Consider the following 14,568-nt stretch of genomic DNA (forward strand, 5'->3'; position numbering starts at 1 on the left):
CAACTCGGCGTGCCGCATGGAACGGTCCATGTCATGCGACGACCGCCGACCATCCGAGACGTGGCCGAGCACGCCGGTGTCTCCAAGTCGCTGGTCTCCCTGGTACTGCGCGGCTCCGACCAGGTCCGCCCGGAGAAGCGGGAGGCCGTGCTGCGGTCCGTGCGCGAGCTGGGCTACCGGCCCAACGCCGCCGCCCGCAGCCTCAGCGAACGCCGCAGCCGTACCGTCGGCGTCCTCCTGAACGACCTGCGCAACCCCTGGTTCGTCGATCTGCTCGACGGCCTGAACTCCCCGCTGCACGCGGCGGGGCTGCGCATGCTGCTCGCCGACGCCCGCCTCAACCGCCGTACCGACGACGACCTGACCGGCCCCTTCCTGGACCTCGGGGTCGACGGCCTGGTCGTCGTCGGCACACTGCCCGATCCGGCCGCGCTCGGCACGGTCGCCGCCGGCATCCCGGTCGTCGTCGCGGGCGCCCGCGACCCGGTGCCGCCCGGCGTCGACGTCGTCGCCGGTGACGACGGCAGGGGCACGCGTCTGGTCACCGAGCACCTCATCGGGCTCGGGCACCGGCGGATCGCGCACCTCGCCGGGTACGGCGCGGTCGGCGAGCTGCGCCGGAGGAGCTTCGAGACGACGATGCGGGCGCACGGCCTCGCCGAGTACGCCGTGGTCGAGCCCTGCGACCTGACCGAGGAGGGCGGTCACCGCGCCGCCGTACGGCTGCTCGCCCGCCCGGGGCGGCCCACCGCCGTCCTCGCCGCCAACGACATCGCCGCCGTCGGCGCCCTGTCGGCGGCCGAGGACCTGGGCCTGAGCGTGCCGGGCGACCTCTCCGTGACCGGCTACGACAACACCAGCATCTCCCGGCTGCGCCACCTGTGGCTGACCACCGTCGACAACGCCGGCCACGAGGTCGGCCGCCGTGCCGCCCGCTGCCTGCTCGACCGGATGGAGACGCCCGGGGGAGAGGGGCGGCTCCACCTCACGGTGCCGACGCTGGAGATCCGTGGCACCACCGCGCCGGCCGTCGCCTGATCGCCCCGATGCGCCGCGCCGGTCGCCGCCCTTGCGGGGCTGCACCCCCGTCGCGGGTTCATCCCCCGACTCCCGACGATGGCCGCCCTACAGGTGGGCCGCCCCACGGGTTGATCTCGTACGCCTTGCGCAGCGTCCGGTGCAGCGTCCACGTCGTCCGGTCGCCCTCGCGCAGCACCGCCATGTCACCGGGGCCGACGTCCAGCGTGGGCCCGCCCGCTCGTCTTCCACGGCGACGAGGCCCAGATCGGTGACTGGACCGAGCAGCACACGGTCTTCGTGCACGTGAGCAACCGGGGTGACCTGCCCCGGGCCCGCAAGCTCGCCGCGCTGATCGGCGGCGAGGTCCTGGGCGAGGCGCAGCTCGGCCGGTGATCCACGACGGCCGAAACCGCAAACGAAATGGTTGACCATCTTGTGTGCCTGGATGTACCGCGGCTCAGACGCGCGTCAGCTCCGCCGCCCCGAACGACACGTCGAACCGGTCGCACCAGATGCTCACGCTGGTGAAGGCCGCCGGATCGACACCGGCCGGGACCGCGTAGTTCTGGTCGCCCCTGTTCCCCTTGAGCCGGCCCAGGCTCTCGTACGCGCCGTCGTCGAACACCCGCCACCCGGCCGCGCCCTCCTTCACGGGCGCGTCCGTCAGCCACACCCGCAGGTCGGGTCCGTTGCTGGTGTTCAGGTCCGTCAGCCGCAGCACATGGGAGCCGTCGGCCAGCCGCAGCAGGCTGACCGTGCCGGTCGTGGCGTGCTCATGGCTGATCAGCTCCCCCCGGGCGACCGTCACGGGACCCGCGGAACGGCTCGGCGCGGGCGCGGGCGCCTCGGGGGAGCCCGCCGGGGCCGCCGGCGCCGCGGGCGCCGCCTCGCGCACGGTCTCGTCCACCCACAGCTTCCACGGCTGGAACCAGTAGAGCCCGACCGCCACGGCCGCCGTCACCACGACCGTCCCCATCGCCACCCAAAGCCCGCGCGGCTTCCCCATCCCCGTCCCCTTCCGTTCCGGCGAGGCCATTCAAGCCGCCCGCCCGGCCGGTCGGCGACCCCGGAGCGGATGACGAATTCCTTACGGCCGCCGAGAGGAAGGCCGCGGCGGGCGGCGCGAGGACCGACAGGCCTCAGCGCCCGGCGCGCACGCCGTCCAGGGCGATGGACAGGACGCGGTCGCGCTGGGCGTCGTCGGTGAAGTTCGTCGAGGTGATGCCGGCGACCATGCGCAGCAGGTCGCCGAACTCCATGTCCGCCCGCGCCGCTCCGGCCCGCTGGGCCCGCTCGAACAGCGGGGCGCCGGCCGCGTACATCGAGTCCCGGCAGGCCTGGAAGATCTCCGACTCGTCGTTGAGCGCCTCGCGGACCGCCCGCTTGGTCACGATGTAGCCGGTGAACCGGTGCAGCCAGGCCGTCAGCGCCTCCCACGGCTCGTGGTCGGCGACCTCCTGGGCGACCTGGCACAGGTCGTCGACCTCGCCCGCGTACACGCTCTCGAACAGGTGCCGACGGGTCGGGAAGTTCCGGTAGAGCGTGCCGATGCCGACACCCGCGCGGCGGGCGATGTCCTCCAGCGAGGCGTCGGCGCCGTGCTCGGCGAACGCCTCGCGGGCGGCGGCCAGCAGAGCGTCGTAGTTGCGGGCCGCGTCCTTCCGGTGGGGCCGCCGGGACGCGACGATCTCGCTGACGGGGAAAGTCTCCGCGGTCACCTGCTGCCTCCCGGGCGAAAACGTACGGATTGAAACGGAGGGTGGCCTCCGTTAGACTGGAGGAGTACCTCCACTTTAGCAGTGCGGGGTGCGTTCGTCGTGGGCACGTGCGGCCGCACGCGCCACGACGCCACGGCACCCCCTCATCGCCCTCGGCACGGGCCCCGGCGTCGCCGCCGCGCCCCTGCCGCCGCAACGTTCCCCGACCGCCCCGGCACCCCCTTGCCCGGAAGCCCGGAAGGCATTCGATGCCCCGTTCGTCCACTCGCCTCACCTTCGCGGTCCTCGCGACCGGTGCGGGCGTCTTCTCGATGCTGCAGTCGCTGATCGCGCCGGCCCTGCCGACCGTCCAGCACGCCCTGCACACCTCCCAGTCCACCGTGACCTGGGTCATGACGGCCTACCTGCTGTCCGCCTCGGTCTTCACGCCGATCCTCGGCCGCGTCGGCGACCTGATCGGCAAGAAGCGCACCCTCGTCGCCGTACTGCTCACCGTGCTGGCCGGGTGCCTGCTCGCCGCCCTCGCGCCCAGTATCGGCGTGCTGATCGTCGCCCGGGTGATCCAGGGCGTCGGCGGAGCGCTGTTCCCGCTGTCGTTCGGCATCATCCGCGACGAGTTCGCCCCGGCCGAGGTGAGCCGCAGCATCAGCAACCTGTCCGCCGTGATCGCCGCGGGCGGCGGCGTCGGCATCGTCGCCGCCGGGCCGATCGTGTCCGCGCTCGACTACCGCTGGCTGTTCTGGATTCCCGTCGCCGTCGTCGCGGTCACCGTGCTGCTCGCGGTGCGCCACGTGCCCGAGTCGCCCGACCGGAGCGAGGGCAGGGTCAACTGGCTCGGTGCCGTCCTGCTGTCGGCCTGGCTGGTGGCCCTGCTGCTGCCGCTCAGTCAGGCGGGCGTCTGGGGCTGGACCTCCGCCCGCGTCGTCGGGCTGTTCGCCGCCGCCGTGGCCCTGTTCGCGCTGTGGCTGTTCGCGGAGGCCCGCTCCCGCACCCCGCTCATCGACCTGGGCGTCATGCGCCTGCCCGCGGTGTGGACGACCAACACCGCCGCGCTGCTGTTCGGCGCCGGCATCTACGCGATCTGGTCCTTCCTCCCGGGGTTCGTGCAGACGCCCGCCTCGGCCGGGTACGGCTTCGGCGCGAGCGTCACCGCCGCCGGGCTGCTCATGCTGCCGATGCTGGTGGCGATGTTCGTCTCGGGCGTGCTGAGCGGCCGCCTGGAACCCGTGGTGGGCGCGAAGACGCTGCTGACCAGCGGCGCCGCGCTCGGCGCGCTGGCCTGTGGCTTCCTCGCCCTGTGGCACGACCGGCCGTGGCAAGTGGCCCTCGTCGCCGGTGTGTTCGGCCTGGGCATCGGACTCGCCTTCGCGTCAATGGCCAACCTGATCGTCGGCAGCGTGCCCGCCGCCCAGACCGGCGCCGCGACCGGCATGAACGCCAACATCCGCACCATCGGCGGATCCATCGGCGCCGCGGTCACGAGCGTCCTGGTCACCGGCCGCCTCCAGCCCTCGGGCCTGCCCCACGAGTCCGGCTACACCCAGGGCTTCGCGCTGCTGGCCGTGCTGTGCCTGGCCGCGGCCCTGGCCGCGCTCCTCGTCCCCGCCGGACGTCCCGGCCGCCCGGTCCGCTCCGCCGGCGAGTCCCCGGACACCGTCGCGGAGCCCGTCGTCCCCGCCGCGCGGGGCTGACACCGGCGACGCGCCACGTCGCCCGGTCCTCGCCCCGTCGGGGCCGTGGCGCCCATGGGGTAGGGTTTACCTGCACGTTCACGCGGTTCGCCGCGAGTACGTGCGACGGGACGTGGCGCAGCTTGGTAGCGCACTTGACTGGGGGTCAAGGGGTCGCAGGTTCAAATCCTGTCGTCCCGACGATGTGGACCGGCGGGTCCGCCGATGACGGCGGACCCGCCGGTCGCGTTCAGGGCCGCGTGGGCGCCCTGTCCTTTGGGCCCGGGCGCGCCCGCTGCGGGCGGAACCGCCGACGTGTGCGGAGCGGTCCGTCCGTCAGAACAGCAGGCTGATCAGAACAGCAGGCTGATCGGCTGGAGCAGCACGATGGCCACGACGGAGGCCAGGGACACGCCCACCGTGCACGTCTTCTGCTGGTCCTGCAGAAGATCCGGCAGATCCTGGAATGCTTCACCATCGAGCAGCCGGAGCTGAACCTCCAGCAGATCACCAAGGCCACCGGGCTGCCGGCCAGCACCTGCCAGCGCCTCGTGCACAACCTCATGCGCGAGGGTTTCCTGGACCGCACCGACGACACCTACCGCATCGGTCTGGGCCTGGTTCGCTGGGCGGCCCCCGGCACCTTCGGCCTGGACATGGTGCAGCTGACCCGCCCCGTGCTGAAGGACCTGCGCGACCGCACCGGGGAGACGGCCTGCCTCTACGTGCGGGACGGGGCGTTCCGCACGGTGGTGTCACTGGCCGACACCCGGCACGTGGTGATGCGGCTGTTCATGGTCGGCATGGTGATGTCCCTGCACGCCGGATCGGCGGGCAAGGTCTTCATGGCGTTCGACCCCTCCGCGCGGCGGGCCGCCGTCAGCCACGGCCTGACCCGGCACACCGCGCGGACGGTCGTCGACATCGACGTACTCGACCGGCAGCTGGAGGAGATCCGCAGGAGCGGCTTCTCGGCGAGCTTCGAGGAACGCGACCTGGGAGCGGCGTCGATCAGCGCGCCGGTGTTCGGCAGCAGTGGCGAACTGGTCGCGGCGGTCGGCATCGGCGCCCCGACGCAGCGGCTCACGCCCGCCGACGTGGGCAGGCTCGCCCCGGTCGTCGTGGAGGCGGGCGAGGAGGCCTCCCGCCGCCTCGGCCACCGTCCCGGCAGCCGCCTGGAGTCCATCCCCGCGAAGGGACCCTCGGGCCAGTGACGTCACCGGCACGACCGGGGCGGGAGCCCGCTCGCCGGGGCGCCGGACGCTCCGGTCGTCCCATGGCGTGGTCGGGGACCGTCACCCTCCCCCGAAGGTGACGGGCCCCGACCGCTCCCCCGGTGCCGGACTGTGGCCCAGGTGCCCGTGTGCGGGTTGTGCGGTCACCAGCACATGACCGCCGTTTCGCCAGGACCCCACGAGGAGTACAGGCGCACACGGACGAAGTAGCGGCGGCCCTTGACGAGCCGGGCCCGGACAGTGGCGTTGCCGGGGGTGCCCCCGTCGTCCTGTCCGGCCAGGTAACGCGGTTCGCCGTCCCGCTCCTCGAAGACGACGACGACGGCGTCGCTGTCGCCGAAGGTGCCCACCCGGTACGTGCGGGTCTCCGGCGGCTCCACGGTGAAGTCGGCCTGCTCGCCCGGCCCCAGACCGAGCGGCGCCGAACGGAACGGCACGAGCGCGGGCGGCAGCGGCGGGTCGGCCGGCGGGTACCAGCGCAGGACGAAGTCCTTGTCGAGGGCGGACAGCGAGCCGGGCGGGTTCAGTCCCCCGCGGAACTGCTCGGGCTCCAGGATCAGCCCCGGCGGGAACGGGTACTCCATGATCGACTGCGGGTCCCAGGCGGAGCCGTTCACCTCGTCCGGGTCGAGCTTGCGCAAAATGTTCGAGAAGGTCCGGTCGCGGTTCCAGAAGTTCGGCGGGCCCGCCAGCTCGTCGTACACGGCCTCGTCGTCCCAGTGGATGCCGGCGAACGGGCTCTGGTGCTCGTGCAGCATCCCGAGCGCGTGCCCGATCTCGTGCAGGGCCGTCCCGCGCTCCCCGGGCTCGGTCAGGTCCCAGCCGAAGTTCATCGTGCGTTCGTTCAGGCCGACCCGCAGCGCGTCCCTGCCGACGGTCGACCACGAGCCGTCGCCCGGCTGGAACCCGATCCGCAGCTCGGCCTCCGTCCGGTCGTCGACCTCGGCGAAGGTCAGGCCGATGCCCAGGCCCCGCCACTCCTCGAAGCACTCGCGGACGACGTCCTGCTGCTCCTTGGCGCCGCCCCAGGGCACCCGCCGCCGCTCCGCGGTCCCCGGGACGGGGATGACGGAGCCGTCGGTCTCGCCGGTGAAGAAGTAGTAGTGCAGGACTGTGCCGTTGACCCACATCCGGTTGCCGCCGCGGAGCGCACTGAGCCGCTCGGCGGTCAGCCCCGGTGCGAAGTCGGGGGCCGACGCCTGCGGGAGAGAGCAGTAGCGTCCGGGCATGCGCACAGACTGCCGTCGGCCGCGCCCGGGACGCCTGAGTCGGGGGCTACTCAAGTCGCCCTGTATCAAACCTGAGTAGTGCGGCTCTGGTTCACGTGATGACTTACGAACAGGATGCGAAGACCCTGGAACTGCCCTGGCCGTTCACCGGACGGGAGAACGAACTCGCGCTCGTCCGCCGCTCCCTGACCGCCGGTCGGCCCGGCATCGTGGTGACGGGGCCCGCCGGGAGCGGCAAGACCCGCCTGGTCGCCGAGGCCGTCCGCGGTACCGACTGCGCCAGGGCCGCCGGGACGCCCGACACCCGGGACATCCCCTTCGCCGCGTTCGCCCACCTCCTGCCCGAGCGGGTCACCCTGCACCGGGCGGTGCAACTGCTGTCCGGCGCAAGGCTGCTGTCGGTGGACGACGCACACCTGCTCGACGACGCCTCCGCCGCCCTGGTCCACCAGCTCGCCGTGCACGGCCGCACCCGTCTGCTGGTCGCCGCCACCGACGGCGCGCACGTGCCCGGCGCGGTGTCCCGGCTGTGGACCGGCGAACTGCTGCCTCGGCTCGCCCTGGAACCCCTGCCCGCCGAAGACACCGAGCAGCTCCTCACCGCGGGCGCGGGCGGCCCCCTGGAGCCGCTCACCGCGCACCGGCTGCACCGGCTGTGCCAGGGCGACCTGCGGCTGCTGCGCGACCTGCTCGGCGCGCTGCGCGACAGCGGACTGCTCACCCGCGTCGACGGCACGGACGAACGCGCCTGGCGCGGGCCGGTGCCGCTCACCGCGACCGTCCGCGACCGCATCGCGCCCGCCCTGCACCGCACCGCCCCCGACGAGCGCGAGACCCTCGACCGCCTCGCCTTCGCCGAACCCCTCCCGCTGCCGATGGACGCCCTCGACCTCGGGATCCTCGAACAGCTGGAGCACGACGCCCTGGTCCGGATCGGCGACGACGGCGCCGTCCACCTCGCCCACCCGCTGCTCGGCCCCGCCCTGCGGGCCACGGCCGGAAAACTGCGCGCGCGACGCCTGGCGGGCACGCCGGACCGGTACGACGCCGCGCTGGCCGCGGAACAGACGGCGCTGTCCCGGCGCGTCGAGCAGGCCGACGTACGGCCGCTGCCCACGCCCGTGGGGGAGTGGCTCGCGGCCGAGGGTGCCACGGTGCCTGCCGGGTACGCCGCCGTCCGGGCGCGGTTCGCGCGGCTGCGCGGCGAGCTGCGGGAGGCCGGGGCGTGGGCCAGGGAGGGCCTGCGCGGCGCGGCCGACGACGCGTCCTGCCGTGCCGAACTCGCCCTCGCCGCGGCCCAGTCGGGCGATGTGACCACCGGTGGGGAAGCCGCGGAGAGCCGTGCCGTGGCCGTCTGGGCGGCCGCCGCGCGCGGCGACCTCGACCGGGCGCTGGCCGCGGTCGACGCGGACAGCCCCTACGACGCCGTACGCCTCGGCGCGCCGGAGCACGCCACCGGCCGCCTGCGCGGCGTCTTCGCCGAGCACGCCGACGCGCTCGCCCGCGACGACGGGCCCGCGCTGGACCGGGCGGCCGAACGGCTGCAGGAGCGCGGGCTGCTGCTGTTCGCCGCCGAGGCGCACGCCCAGGCGGTACGGGCACACCGCGACCCGCGCGCCGCCCGCACCTCACGCACCCGCGCCGTCGCCCTCGCCCGGCGCTGCCAGGGCGCCCGCACCCCCGCCCTGTCCGGCCTGGCCCTCGGCGAACTCACCGCCCGCCAGCGCCAGATCGTCACCCTCGCCGCGGCCGGCCTCAGCAACCGCCAGATCGCCGAACAGCTCACCCTCTCCGTCCGCACGGTCGGCAATCACCTCTACAGCGCGTACGCCCGCCTCGGCGCCGGCGACCGGTCCGCCCTGCCGTGGCTGGTGGAACTGCCGGACGCGCGGCCTGCGTAGCCGTCAGGACAGGTCACGCCGCCCCGAACGCCGTGAACGCCCACCCCGTCGCCCGGTGGACGGCGTCGCCGGGGACGGCCGCGCGGGCGTCGCGCAGGGCTTCGGCCAGGGACAGGCCGGTGGTGAGGCCCTGGTGGAGGGCGAGCATCAGGGGGACCACGGCGGCGTCGTTGACGGGCGCGCTGCTCGCGACGACGCCCGCCGTGCCCAGCGGCAGCAACGCGGTGACGAGGCCGAGCAGTTCGTCGGCGCCGACCGAGGCGAGCCGGGCGGTGTCACAGCTGGAGAAGATGATGCGGTACGGGCTGCGGTCCAGGCGTTCGAAGTCGTGCACGATGAGCGGCCCGTCGGCCATCCGCAGCGCGGAGAACAGCGGGCTGTCCGCACGGAAGGTCCCGTGCGCGGCGATATGGGCGAGGGCGGCCCCGTCGAGTTCCTCCAGGACGCGCGGGACGCGGGCCTCGTCGTGCTCGAGCACGGTCGGCCTGCCGTACCCGTCGGCGACCTCGGGCACCTCCGCGCCGCCCGTCGCCAGCCCGGGCCCGCGGACCAGCACGTGCCGCCCGCCCGGCGGCGGCTCCGTCTCCCGGGCCCGCAGCCAGCTGCCGGCCGACGGCGACACGCTGTGCACCCGCTCCCGCAGCGACGGCAGCAGCGCCCACGGCACCCGGTGCAGCCGGGCCGGCGGCACCACCACGACCGGCCCGGACCCCAGGTGCGCGGCGGCCGGCCCGAGCAGCAGCTCCTCCAGCCGCCGCCCCGCCGCCTCCACCACCGGCAGCCGCCCCTCGGCGCCGGGGTGGGCGAGCCGCCGCAGGCCCGCCTGCACGTACTCCGCCTCGGTCTCCGCCTCCGCGAGCAGCCCCGCCTCGAACCGCCGCACCCGCCCCTGACCGCACAGCAGGACGTGCACGCGCCCGTCGAGCACGGCGAGTTCCACCAGCCGCGTCTCACCCAGCCGCGCCAGCAGCCGGCCCACGTCGAACCGGTCCCCGTCGCCGGGCGAGTGCCCCCGCATGTGCAGGGTCCGCGAGCGCACCTCCCGCTCCAGGCGCCGCTGTTCGCGTTCCAGCGCCGGCACCGGACGGCCCTCCATGCGGGCCGCCTCCGCGCGGGAGGCGATCTCCCGGAACGCGGTCAGGGAGCGCACCAGCGCCGCATCCGCCGGCGGCCGGGTGGGCGGCGCCGACAGCACCGTGGCCCGCCACCGCTCGCTCCACACCAGCAGCCGCCGCGGCCCCCCGCCGGCGAGGCTGGCCCGCTGCGCCAGCGCGGCCAGCTCCGCACCCTGCTCCGTGGCGCGCGCCCGCAACTCCGAGGCGCCGAGCGTCATCCGATGGTCGTCCAGCACGTCGAGCCCGCGCCGGCACGCCTCCAGCACCCCGCGGCTCGAACCGGCGGCACGCGCGCGCAGGGCCTGCGCCGCCCAGCCGGTCATCCGGGCCGGCGGCGGCCCTGTGTGCCGGCTGCGGGCGGCGACCGCGAGGTGCCGCTCGGCGTCCGTGCGCCAGCCCAGGCTCAGCGCGATCCGGCCCGCGAGCAGCGACGCCTCGGGCGCGGCCGGGGCCCCGAACGCGGCCAGCTTCTCGGCCACCGCGGCGGCGTCCGCGACCAGCCGGCCCGAACGGCGCCCGGCGGCCACCCGGGCCTCGATCAGCACCAGCCGGGCGTGCGTCTCCCACCAGGTGCGCCGCTGCGCGGCGAACAGCCGTACGGCCAGCGCCGCCCGGGCGATCGCGGTGTGCGGATCGCCCGCCAGCCGCGCCGCGCGCGCGGCGACGAGCAGCAGCTCCGCCTTGCGGGTGGACTGCCCGCCGATGCCGTCCAGCACGCCGATCGCCGCGTCGGCCTCGGCCAGTGCCTCCGGGGCCAGCCCGGCCGCCATCAGCACCTCGCAACGGCGGATGTCGAGCATGAACGACGGCGTGCCGAGCTTGGCGTACCGCTCCTGCGCCTCGTCCAGCAGCCGCAGCGCCGCCGGGATGTCGCCGGAGCGGAACGCGGCGAGGCCCCGGCTCTCCACCGCGTCCGCCTTGTCGTGTTCCTGCCCGGTGGTGTCCCACAGCCGCTCGGCCGCCGTGAAGTCGGCGTCGGCCCGCTCCACCGAACCCAGCGCCAGGTGCACGGTCGCCCGCAGGGTCAGCGCCCGTGCCGTCCAGATGACGTCCTCCGCCTGCCGCAGCACGGGAATCGCGCGGCGTACGTCCTCCAGCGCCTCGCGGTGATGCCCCAGCACCCACCACACGTAGGCGCGGCGGTACAGCACCCGCGCGCGCGTGTGCCCCGTGCCGCGCAGCACGCCCCGCTCGAACGCGGCCAGGCCCTGCCGGGTGCGGCCCGCGTGCACCAGTGCGACGCCGAGCGTGCCGAGGACGTCGGCCTCCCGCTCGGCCGACTCCGCGCGCGCCGCCAGATCGCGGGCGCGGCGCAGGTGGTCCAGGGCGATCCGCAGATCGCCGAAGTCCCGCTGCCAGATGCCGATCACCTGGTGGGCGACGGACGCGTGCAACGGCGGCGGGTCCGCGCCGAGCACCCGCCGAGCCCCTGCCAGCGCGTCGTTCGGAGCGGCGAACACCATCGGCAGCAGTTCGAGAACCGAGTCGCTTCCCGCTGTCACCCCACGGATCGTAGTGGCCCCGGAACCATGCCACACGGGTTTGTCTCTGTATCAAGCAGCGGCCCGGCCGCTCTAGTTGTCGACCAAGCCCGAGGAGGGGGACCGCCATGGCACCACAGCGATTCCGCGAGCAGTTCGACCACATCCAGCGTTCGATGCCCGACGTGCCGTTGGTGATGGGGCCGGACGACTCCGCGGAGTTCCTGTACGAGAAGGGCGTCGTCCTCGTCCGTGACGGCGAGGACGCCCGGACGGTGGAGGACACCGTGCGCGCCTACTTCACCGAGGCCCCCGACCTCAACCAGGACCACGTGCGCCGGGTGAGCCCGCGGACCAACCGCACCGGCGTCACCCGCATCAGGGTCGGTGACCCCGGCGAGGGCGGCCGGCAGGGCGACCGCACCGTCGCGCACGCGCTGCGGGCCGTGCAGGAGCGGGAGGACCGGGCGGGGCGCCGGCTGGTCAGCCGGAACCACGTGGTGCACATCGCCCCCGTCAACGCGTGCCCCGGTGACGAGCCGGTGCCCGCCCCGGCGGCCTCGGCCCCCAATCCGTCGCCGGCCGAGGCGGTCCACGACCCGGAGACCGCGGTCGGCGTCCTGGTCGTCGACACCGGACTCATGCACGACTACCGCTCCTGGCACCAACTGGCTCACGTCGACGGCGACCTCGCACTCGAGGAGACGGACGCCGAGGGCATGCTGAAGCAGTACGTCGGCCACGGCACGTTCATCGCCGGGATCGTCGCGTCCGTGGCGCCCAACACGAACGTCACGGTGCTGGGCACCCTCAACGACGTCGGTGCCGTCCTGGAGTCGGAGTTCGGCGAGAAGCTCTTCGAGGCCGTCGACCGGCACGGCTGGCCCGACATCATCAGCCTCTCCGCCGGCACCCCCAACGGCCGCACCGACGGGCTGCTCGGCCTGGACGCCTTCATGGAGGAACTGCGCGACCGGCGCACCCTGCTCGTCGCCGCCGCCGGCAACAACGGCAGCGCCACCCCGTTCTGGCCGGCCGCCTACGCCTCCCTGCCCGAGTACGCCAACTGCGTGCTGTCGGTCGGAGCGCTGCGCAGCGACGGCGCGTTCGGCGCCTGCTTCTCCAACCACGGCACCTGGGTGCGCGCGTACGCCCCGGGCGAGCGCCTCGTCGGCGCCCTCACCGGCTTCGAGCAGCCCGTCCCGTACGTCTACCAGCACTCCACCTACGACGCCTGCCGGTACGGCTTCGCGTACGCCTGCACCTGCCAGTCACCCCGGCACACCGGCGTGCTGAGCGAGCAGCAGCAGTCGACCGGGAGCGAGCCGGACCAGGTGGTGTTCGAGGGGTTCGCGCGCTGGAGCGGCACCTCCTTCGCCACCCCCGTGGTCGCCGGGATGATCGCCGACCACATGGTCGCCCACAAGGAGACCGACCCGCGCGCCGCCGGACAGCAACTGCTCGCCGCCAACACCGGGTTCGCGGACGTGCACGGCGAGTCCGTGCCCGCCCTGCGCCCGCCGACCTGGCGTCCGGAGCCGGCCGACCCCGCCGGAGCCGGGACGTGACGGCGCTGACGGTCCCCGCCACCGCGTACGATGACGTGCCGTACACGAGGGGTGGCACCGTGGACCGTGCAGATGTCGGCGCGCTCGTCCAATCCGCCGTCGACGGCGACGCGGCGGCATGGAAGGCGCTGGTGGAAGGGCTCAGCCCGCTGGTGTGGTCGGTCGTGCGCGCCCACCGGCTCTCCGACGCCGACGCGCACGAGGTCTACCAGACCGTCTGGTTCCGCTTCGCCCAGCACCTGGGGCGGATCCGGGAACCGCAGAAGGCGGGGGCCTGGCTGGCGAGCACGGCGCGGCACGAGAGCCTGAAGGTGCTCAAGAGCCTGCGCCGGACGACACCGACCGACGATCCCCAACTGCTGGACCGGGTCAGCGAGGACCGTACGCCCGAGCAGACGGTGATCGATTCGGAGGAGGCGGCCGCCGAGAGCGAGCGCATCCGCCGGCTGTGGCAGGAGTTCGAGGAACTGGGGGAGCGCTGCCGGCAGTTGCTGCGGGTCCTGATGGCCTCGCCGCCGCCCAGTTACCAGGAGGTGTCCGCCGCCCTGGGCATCGCCGTCGGCAGCATCGGGCCGCTGCGCCAGCGCTGCCTGCGCCGCCTGCGGGCCCGACTCGACGCACGGGGAGCATCGTGAACGCCCACCGCGAGGACGACTTCGACGGCCGTGAAGGCGCCCTGGAGGACGCGGAGTTCGACGTCGGCCCGCTGGAGGAGGAGCTCCGTGGCGCCGCCGCCGTCCTGGACCCGGTGCCGGCCGAGCTGCGCCGCATCGCCGTCGACGCCTTCGCGCTGCACGACCTGGACGCCCGGCTCGCCGAGCTGACCTTCGACTCGCTGGTCGACGCCATCCCCGTCCGGGGTGTGACGGACGTGCCGCGGATGCTGACCTTCCGCAGCGGTGAGCTGACCGTCGACGTCGAGGTGACCGCCGAGGGCCTGATGGGGCAGGTGCTGCCGCCCCAGCCGGCCCGCATCGAGGTCCTGGGCGGCCCCCAGCCGGCCGCGCCGGACACGCTCACGGCCGACGCCATGGGCCGCTTCGCCAGTGTCGTGGCGCCCTCCGGTCCCTTCGCGCTGCGGCTGCGCACCGGCGGGGAGGTCGTCGTCACGGAGTGGCTGCGGGCCTGACCCCGCAGGCGGGACTCACCAGGTGCAGGGCAGGTCGACCGGGCCCCGGATCATGGTCTTCCGGCGCCAGGCGACCTGCTCCGCCGGGACGGCGAGCCGCAGCCCCGGCAGCCGCGCCGGCAGGGTGTCGACGAGCAGTTCGGTCAGCGTCCGGGCGAGGACGGCGCCCGTGCAGTGGTGCGGACCGTTGCCGAAGGACAGGTGCGGGCGGCGCGTCACCTCGGCGCGGCCGAAGCGCGGATCGTTGGTGATCGCCCGCAGGTCGTCGTAGCGGGTGGCCAGCCACGCCCAGCCCTCGCCGAACGGCAGCTGGATGCGCGTGAGGGGCCCCTCGCGCATGAGGTCCGTCAGGACCGGGTCGAACCGGGTCCCCTCCAGGTCGGGCGTCGGCCATGGCCGTACCGGCGGCCGTGCCCGCTCCGTCAGCCCGGTGGTCTCCTCGGCCATGCCCCCACCCTCACCGTCGCGGGGCCGCCTGTCACGCGGGGATGCCCCAACCGGT

General features: G+C 74.6%; 12 protein-coding genes, 1 tRNA gene and 2 pseudogenes. 8 read left to right on the top strand and 7 right to left on the bottom strand.

Features of this window, described 5'->3' with window-relative positions; translation table 11 throughout:
- Positions 1 to 33: 33 nt before the first annotated feature.
- Positions 34 to 1,038, top strand: a complete 1,005-nt coding sequence (locus IPT68_RS32115) for a LacI family DNA-binding transcriptional regulator (protein ID WP_194074033.1) — start codon at positions 34 to 36, stop codon at positions 1,036 to 1,038.
- Positions 1,039 to 1,096: 58 nt separating this feature from the next.
- On the opposite strand, the pseudogene IPT68_RS32120 reads toward IPT68_RS32115, so the two are convergent.
- The 3 genes and pseudogenes from IPT68_RS32120 to IPT68_RS32130 form a co-directional block, all read right to left on the bottom strand.
- A pseudogene (locus tag IPT68_RS32120) lies at positions 1,097 to 1,255 on the bottom strand (cupin domain-containing protein); the annotation flags it as partial.
- A gap of 222 nt (positions 1,256 to 1,477) precedes the next feature.
- Complete coding sequence (locus IPT68_RS32125; RefSeq protein WP_189701031.1) at positions 1,478 to 2,026, bottom strand: DM13 domain-containing protein; 549 nt, start codon at positions 2,024 to 2,026, stop codon at positions 1,478 to 1,480.
- A 133-nt stretch (positions 2,027 to 2,159) separates the two neighbouring features.
- Positions 2,160 to 2,738 (bottom strand): TetR/AcrR family transcriptional regulator, encoded by a 579-nt coding sequence (locus tag IPT68_RS32130; protein WP_189701030.1) that lies wholly within the window; start codon positions 2,736 to 2,738, stop codon positions 2,160 to 2,162.
- 248 nt (positions 2,739 to 2,986) lie between these two features.
- On the opposite strand from IPT68_RS32130, the gene IPT68_RS32135 reads away from it, so the two are divergent.
- Together IPT68_RS32135 and IPT68_RS32140 are read left to right on the top strand one after the other, a co-directional pair.
- On the top strand, positions 2,987 to 4,429 hold the full coding sequence (locus IPT68_RS32135; RefSeq protein ID WP_189701029.1) for an MFS transporter: 1,443 nt from the start codon (positions 2,987 to 2,989) through the stop codon (positions 4,427 to 4,429).
- A gap of 106 nt (positions 4,430 to 4,535) precedes the next feature.
- A tRNA-Pro gene (locus IPT68_RS32140) sits at positions 4,536 to 4,609 on the top strand.
- A gap of 152 nt (positions 4,610 to 4,761) precedes the next feature.
- Here the strand turns inward: IPT68_RS32140 and IPT68_RS34445 are convergent.
- On the bottom strand, positions 4,762 to 4,965 hold the full coding sequence (locus IPT68_RS34445; RefSeq protein WP_228040062.1) for a hypothetical protein: 204 nt from the start codon (positions 4,963 to 4,965) through the stop codon (positions 4,762 to 4,764).
- Between IPT68_RS34445 and IPT68_RS32145 the strand changes: the two genes are divergently transcribed.
- Positions 4,867 to 5,622 carry an IclR family transcriptional regulator gene (locus IPT68_RS32145; protein WP_228040649.1) on the top strand — a complete coding sequence of 252 codons (756 nt, stop codon included), beginning with the start codon at positions 4,867 to 4,869 and terminating at the stop codon, positions 5,620 to 5,622. The genes IPT68_RS34445 and IPT68_RS32145 overlap by 99 nt on opposite strands.
- Positions 5,623 to 5,786: 164 nt before the next feature.
- On the opposite strand, the gene absR1 is transcribed toward IPT68_RS32145, so the two are convergent.
- A complete protein-coding gene (absR1, locus tag IPT68_RS32150; RefSeq protein ID WP_189701028.1) occupies positions 5,787 to 6,872 on the bottom strand; it encodes a beta-glucuronidase AbsR1 in 1,086 nt (361 codons plus the stop codon).
- Positions 6,873 to 6,970: 98 nt separating this feature from the next.
- On the opposite strand from absR1, the gene IPT68_RS32155 reads away from it, so the two are divergent.
- On the top strand, positions 6,971 to 8,773 hold the full coding sequence (locus IPT68_RS32155; RefSeq protein ID WP_189701027.1) for a LuxR family transcriptional regulator AbsR2: 1,803 nt from the start codon (positions 6,971 to 6,973) through the stop codon (positions 8,771 to 8,773).
- Positions 8,774 to 8,786: 13 nt separating this feature from the next.
- Here the strand turns inward: IPT68_RS32155 and IPT68_RS32160 are convergent, their stop codons facing one another.
- Positions 8,787 to 11,390 (bottom strand): CHAT domain-containing protein, encoded by a 2,604-nt coding sequence (locus tag IPT68_RS32160; protein ID WP_189701026.1) that lies wholly within the window; start codon positions 11,388 to 11,390, stop codon positions 8,787 to 8,789.
- 107 nt (positions 11,391 to 11,497) lie between these two features.
- Here IPT68_RS32160 and IPT68_RS32165 point away from each other — a divergent pair, with 107 nt between their 5' ends.
- The 3 genes from IPT68_RS32165 to IPT68_RS32175 are packed head-to-tail and all read left to right on the top strand — an operon-like array spanning position 11,498 to position 14,066.
- The gene (locus tag IPT68_RS32165) at positions 11,498 to 12,937 is read left to right on the top strand and encodes a S8/S53 family peptidase (RefSeq protein WP_189701025.1); all 1,440 of its coding nucleotides are present in this window, start codon (positions 11,498 to 11,500) and stop codon (positions 12,935 to 12,937) included.
- Between the two features lie 59 nt (positions 12,938 to 12,996).
- A complete protein-coding gene (locus IPT68_RS32170; RefSeq protein ID WP_189701024.1) occupies positions 12,997 to 13,572 on the top strand; it encodes an RNA polymerase sigma factor in 576 nt (191 codons plus the stop codon).
- On the top strand, positions 13,569 to 14,066 hold the full coding sequence (locus IPT68_RS32175) for a hypothetical protein (protein ID WP_189701023.1): 498 nt from the start codon (positions 13,569 to 13,571) through the stop codon (positions 14,064 to 14,066). The genes IPT68_RS32170 and IPT68_RS32175 overlap by 4 nt, the downstream gene beginning before the upstream one ends.
- A 174-nt stretch (positions 14,067 to 14,240) precedes the next feature.
- Here IPT68_RS32175 and IPT68_RS35125 read toward each other — a convergent pair.
- Positions 14,241 to 14,513 (bottom strand): annotated as a pseudogene (locus tag IPT68_RS35125) (cytochrome P450); the annotation flags it as partial.
- Positions 14,514 to 14,568: the final 55 nt, after the last annotated feature.

This window comes from Streptomyces chromofuscus (genome assembly GCF_015160875.1).
GTDB lineage: Bacteria > Actinomycetota > Actinomycetes > Streptomycetales > Streptomycetaceae > Streptomyces > Streptomyces chromofuscus.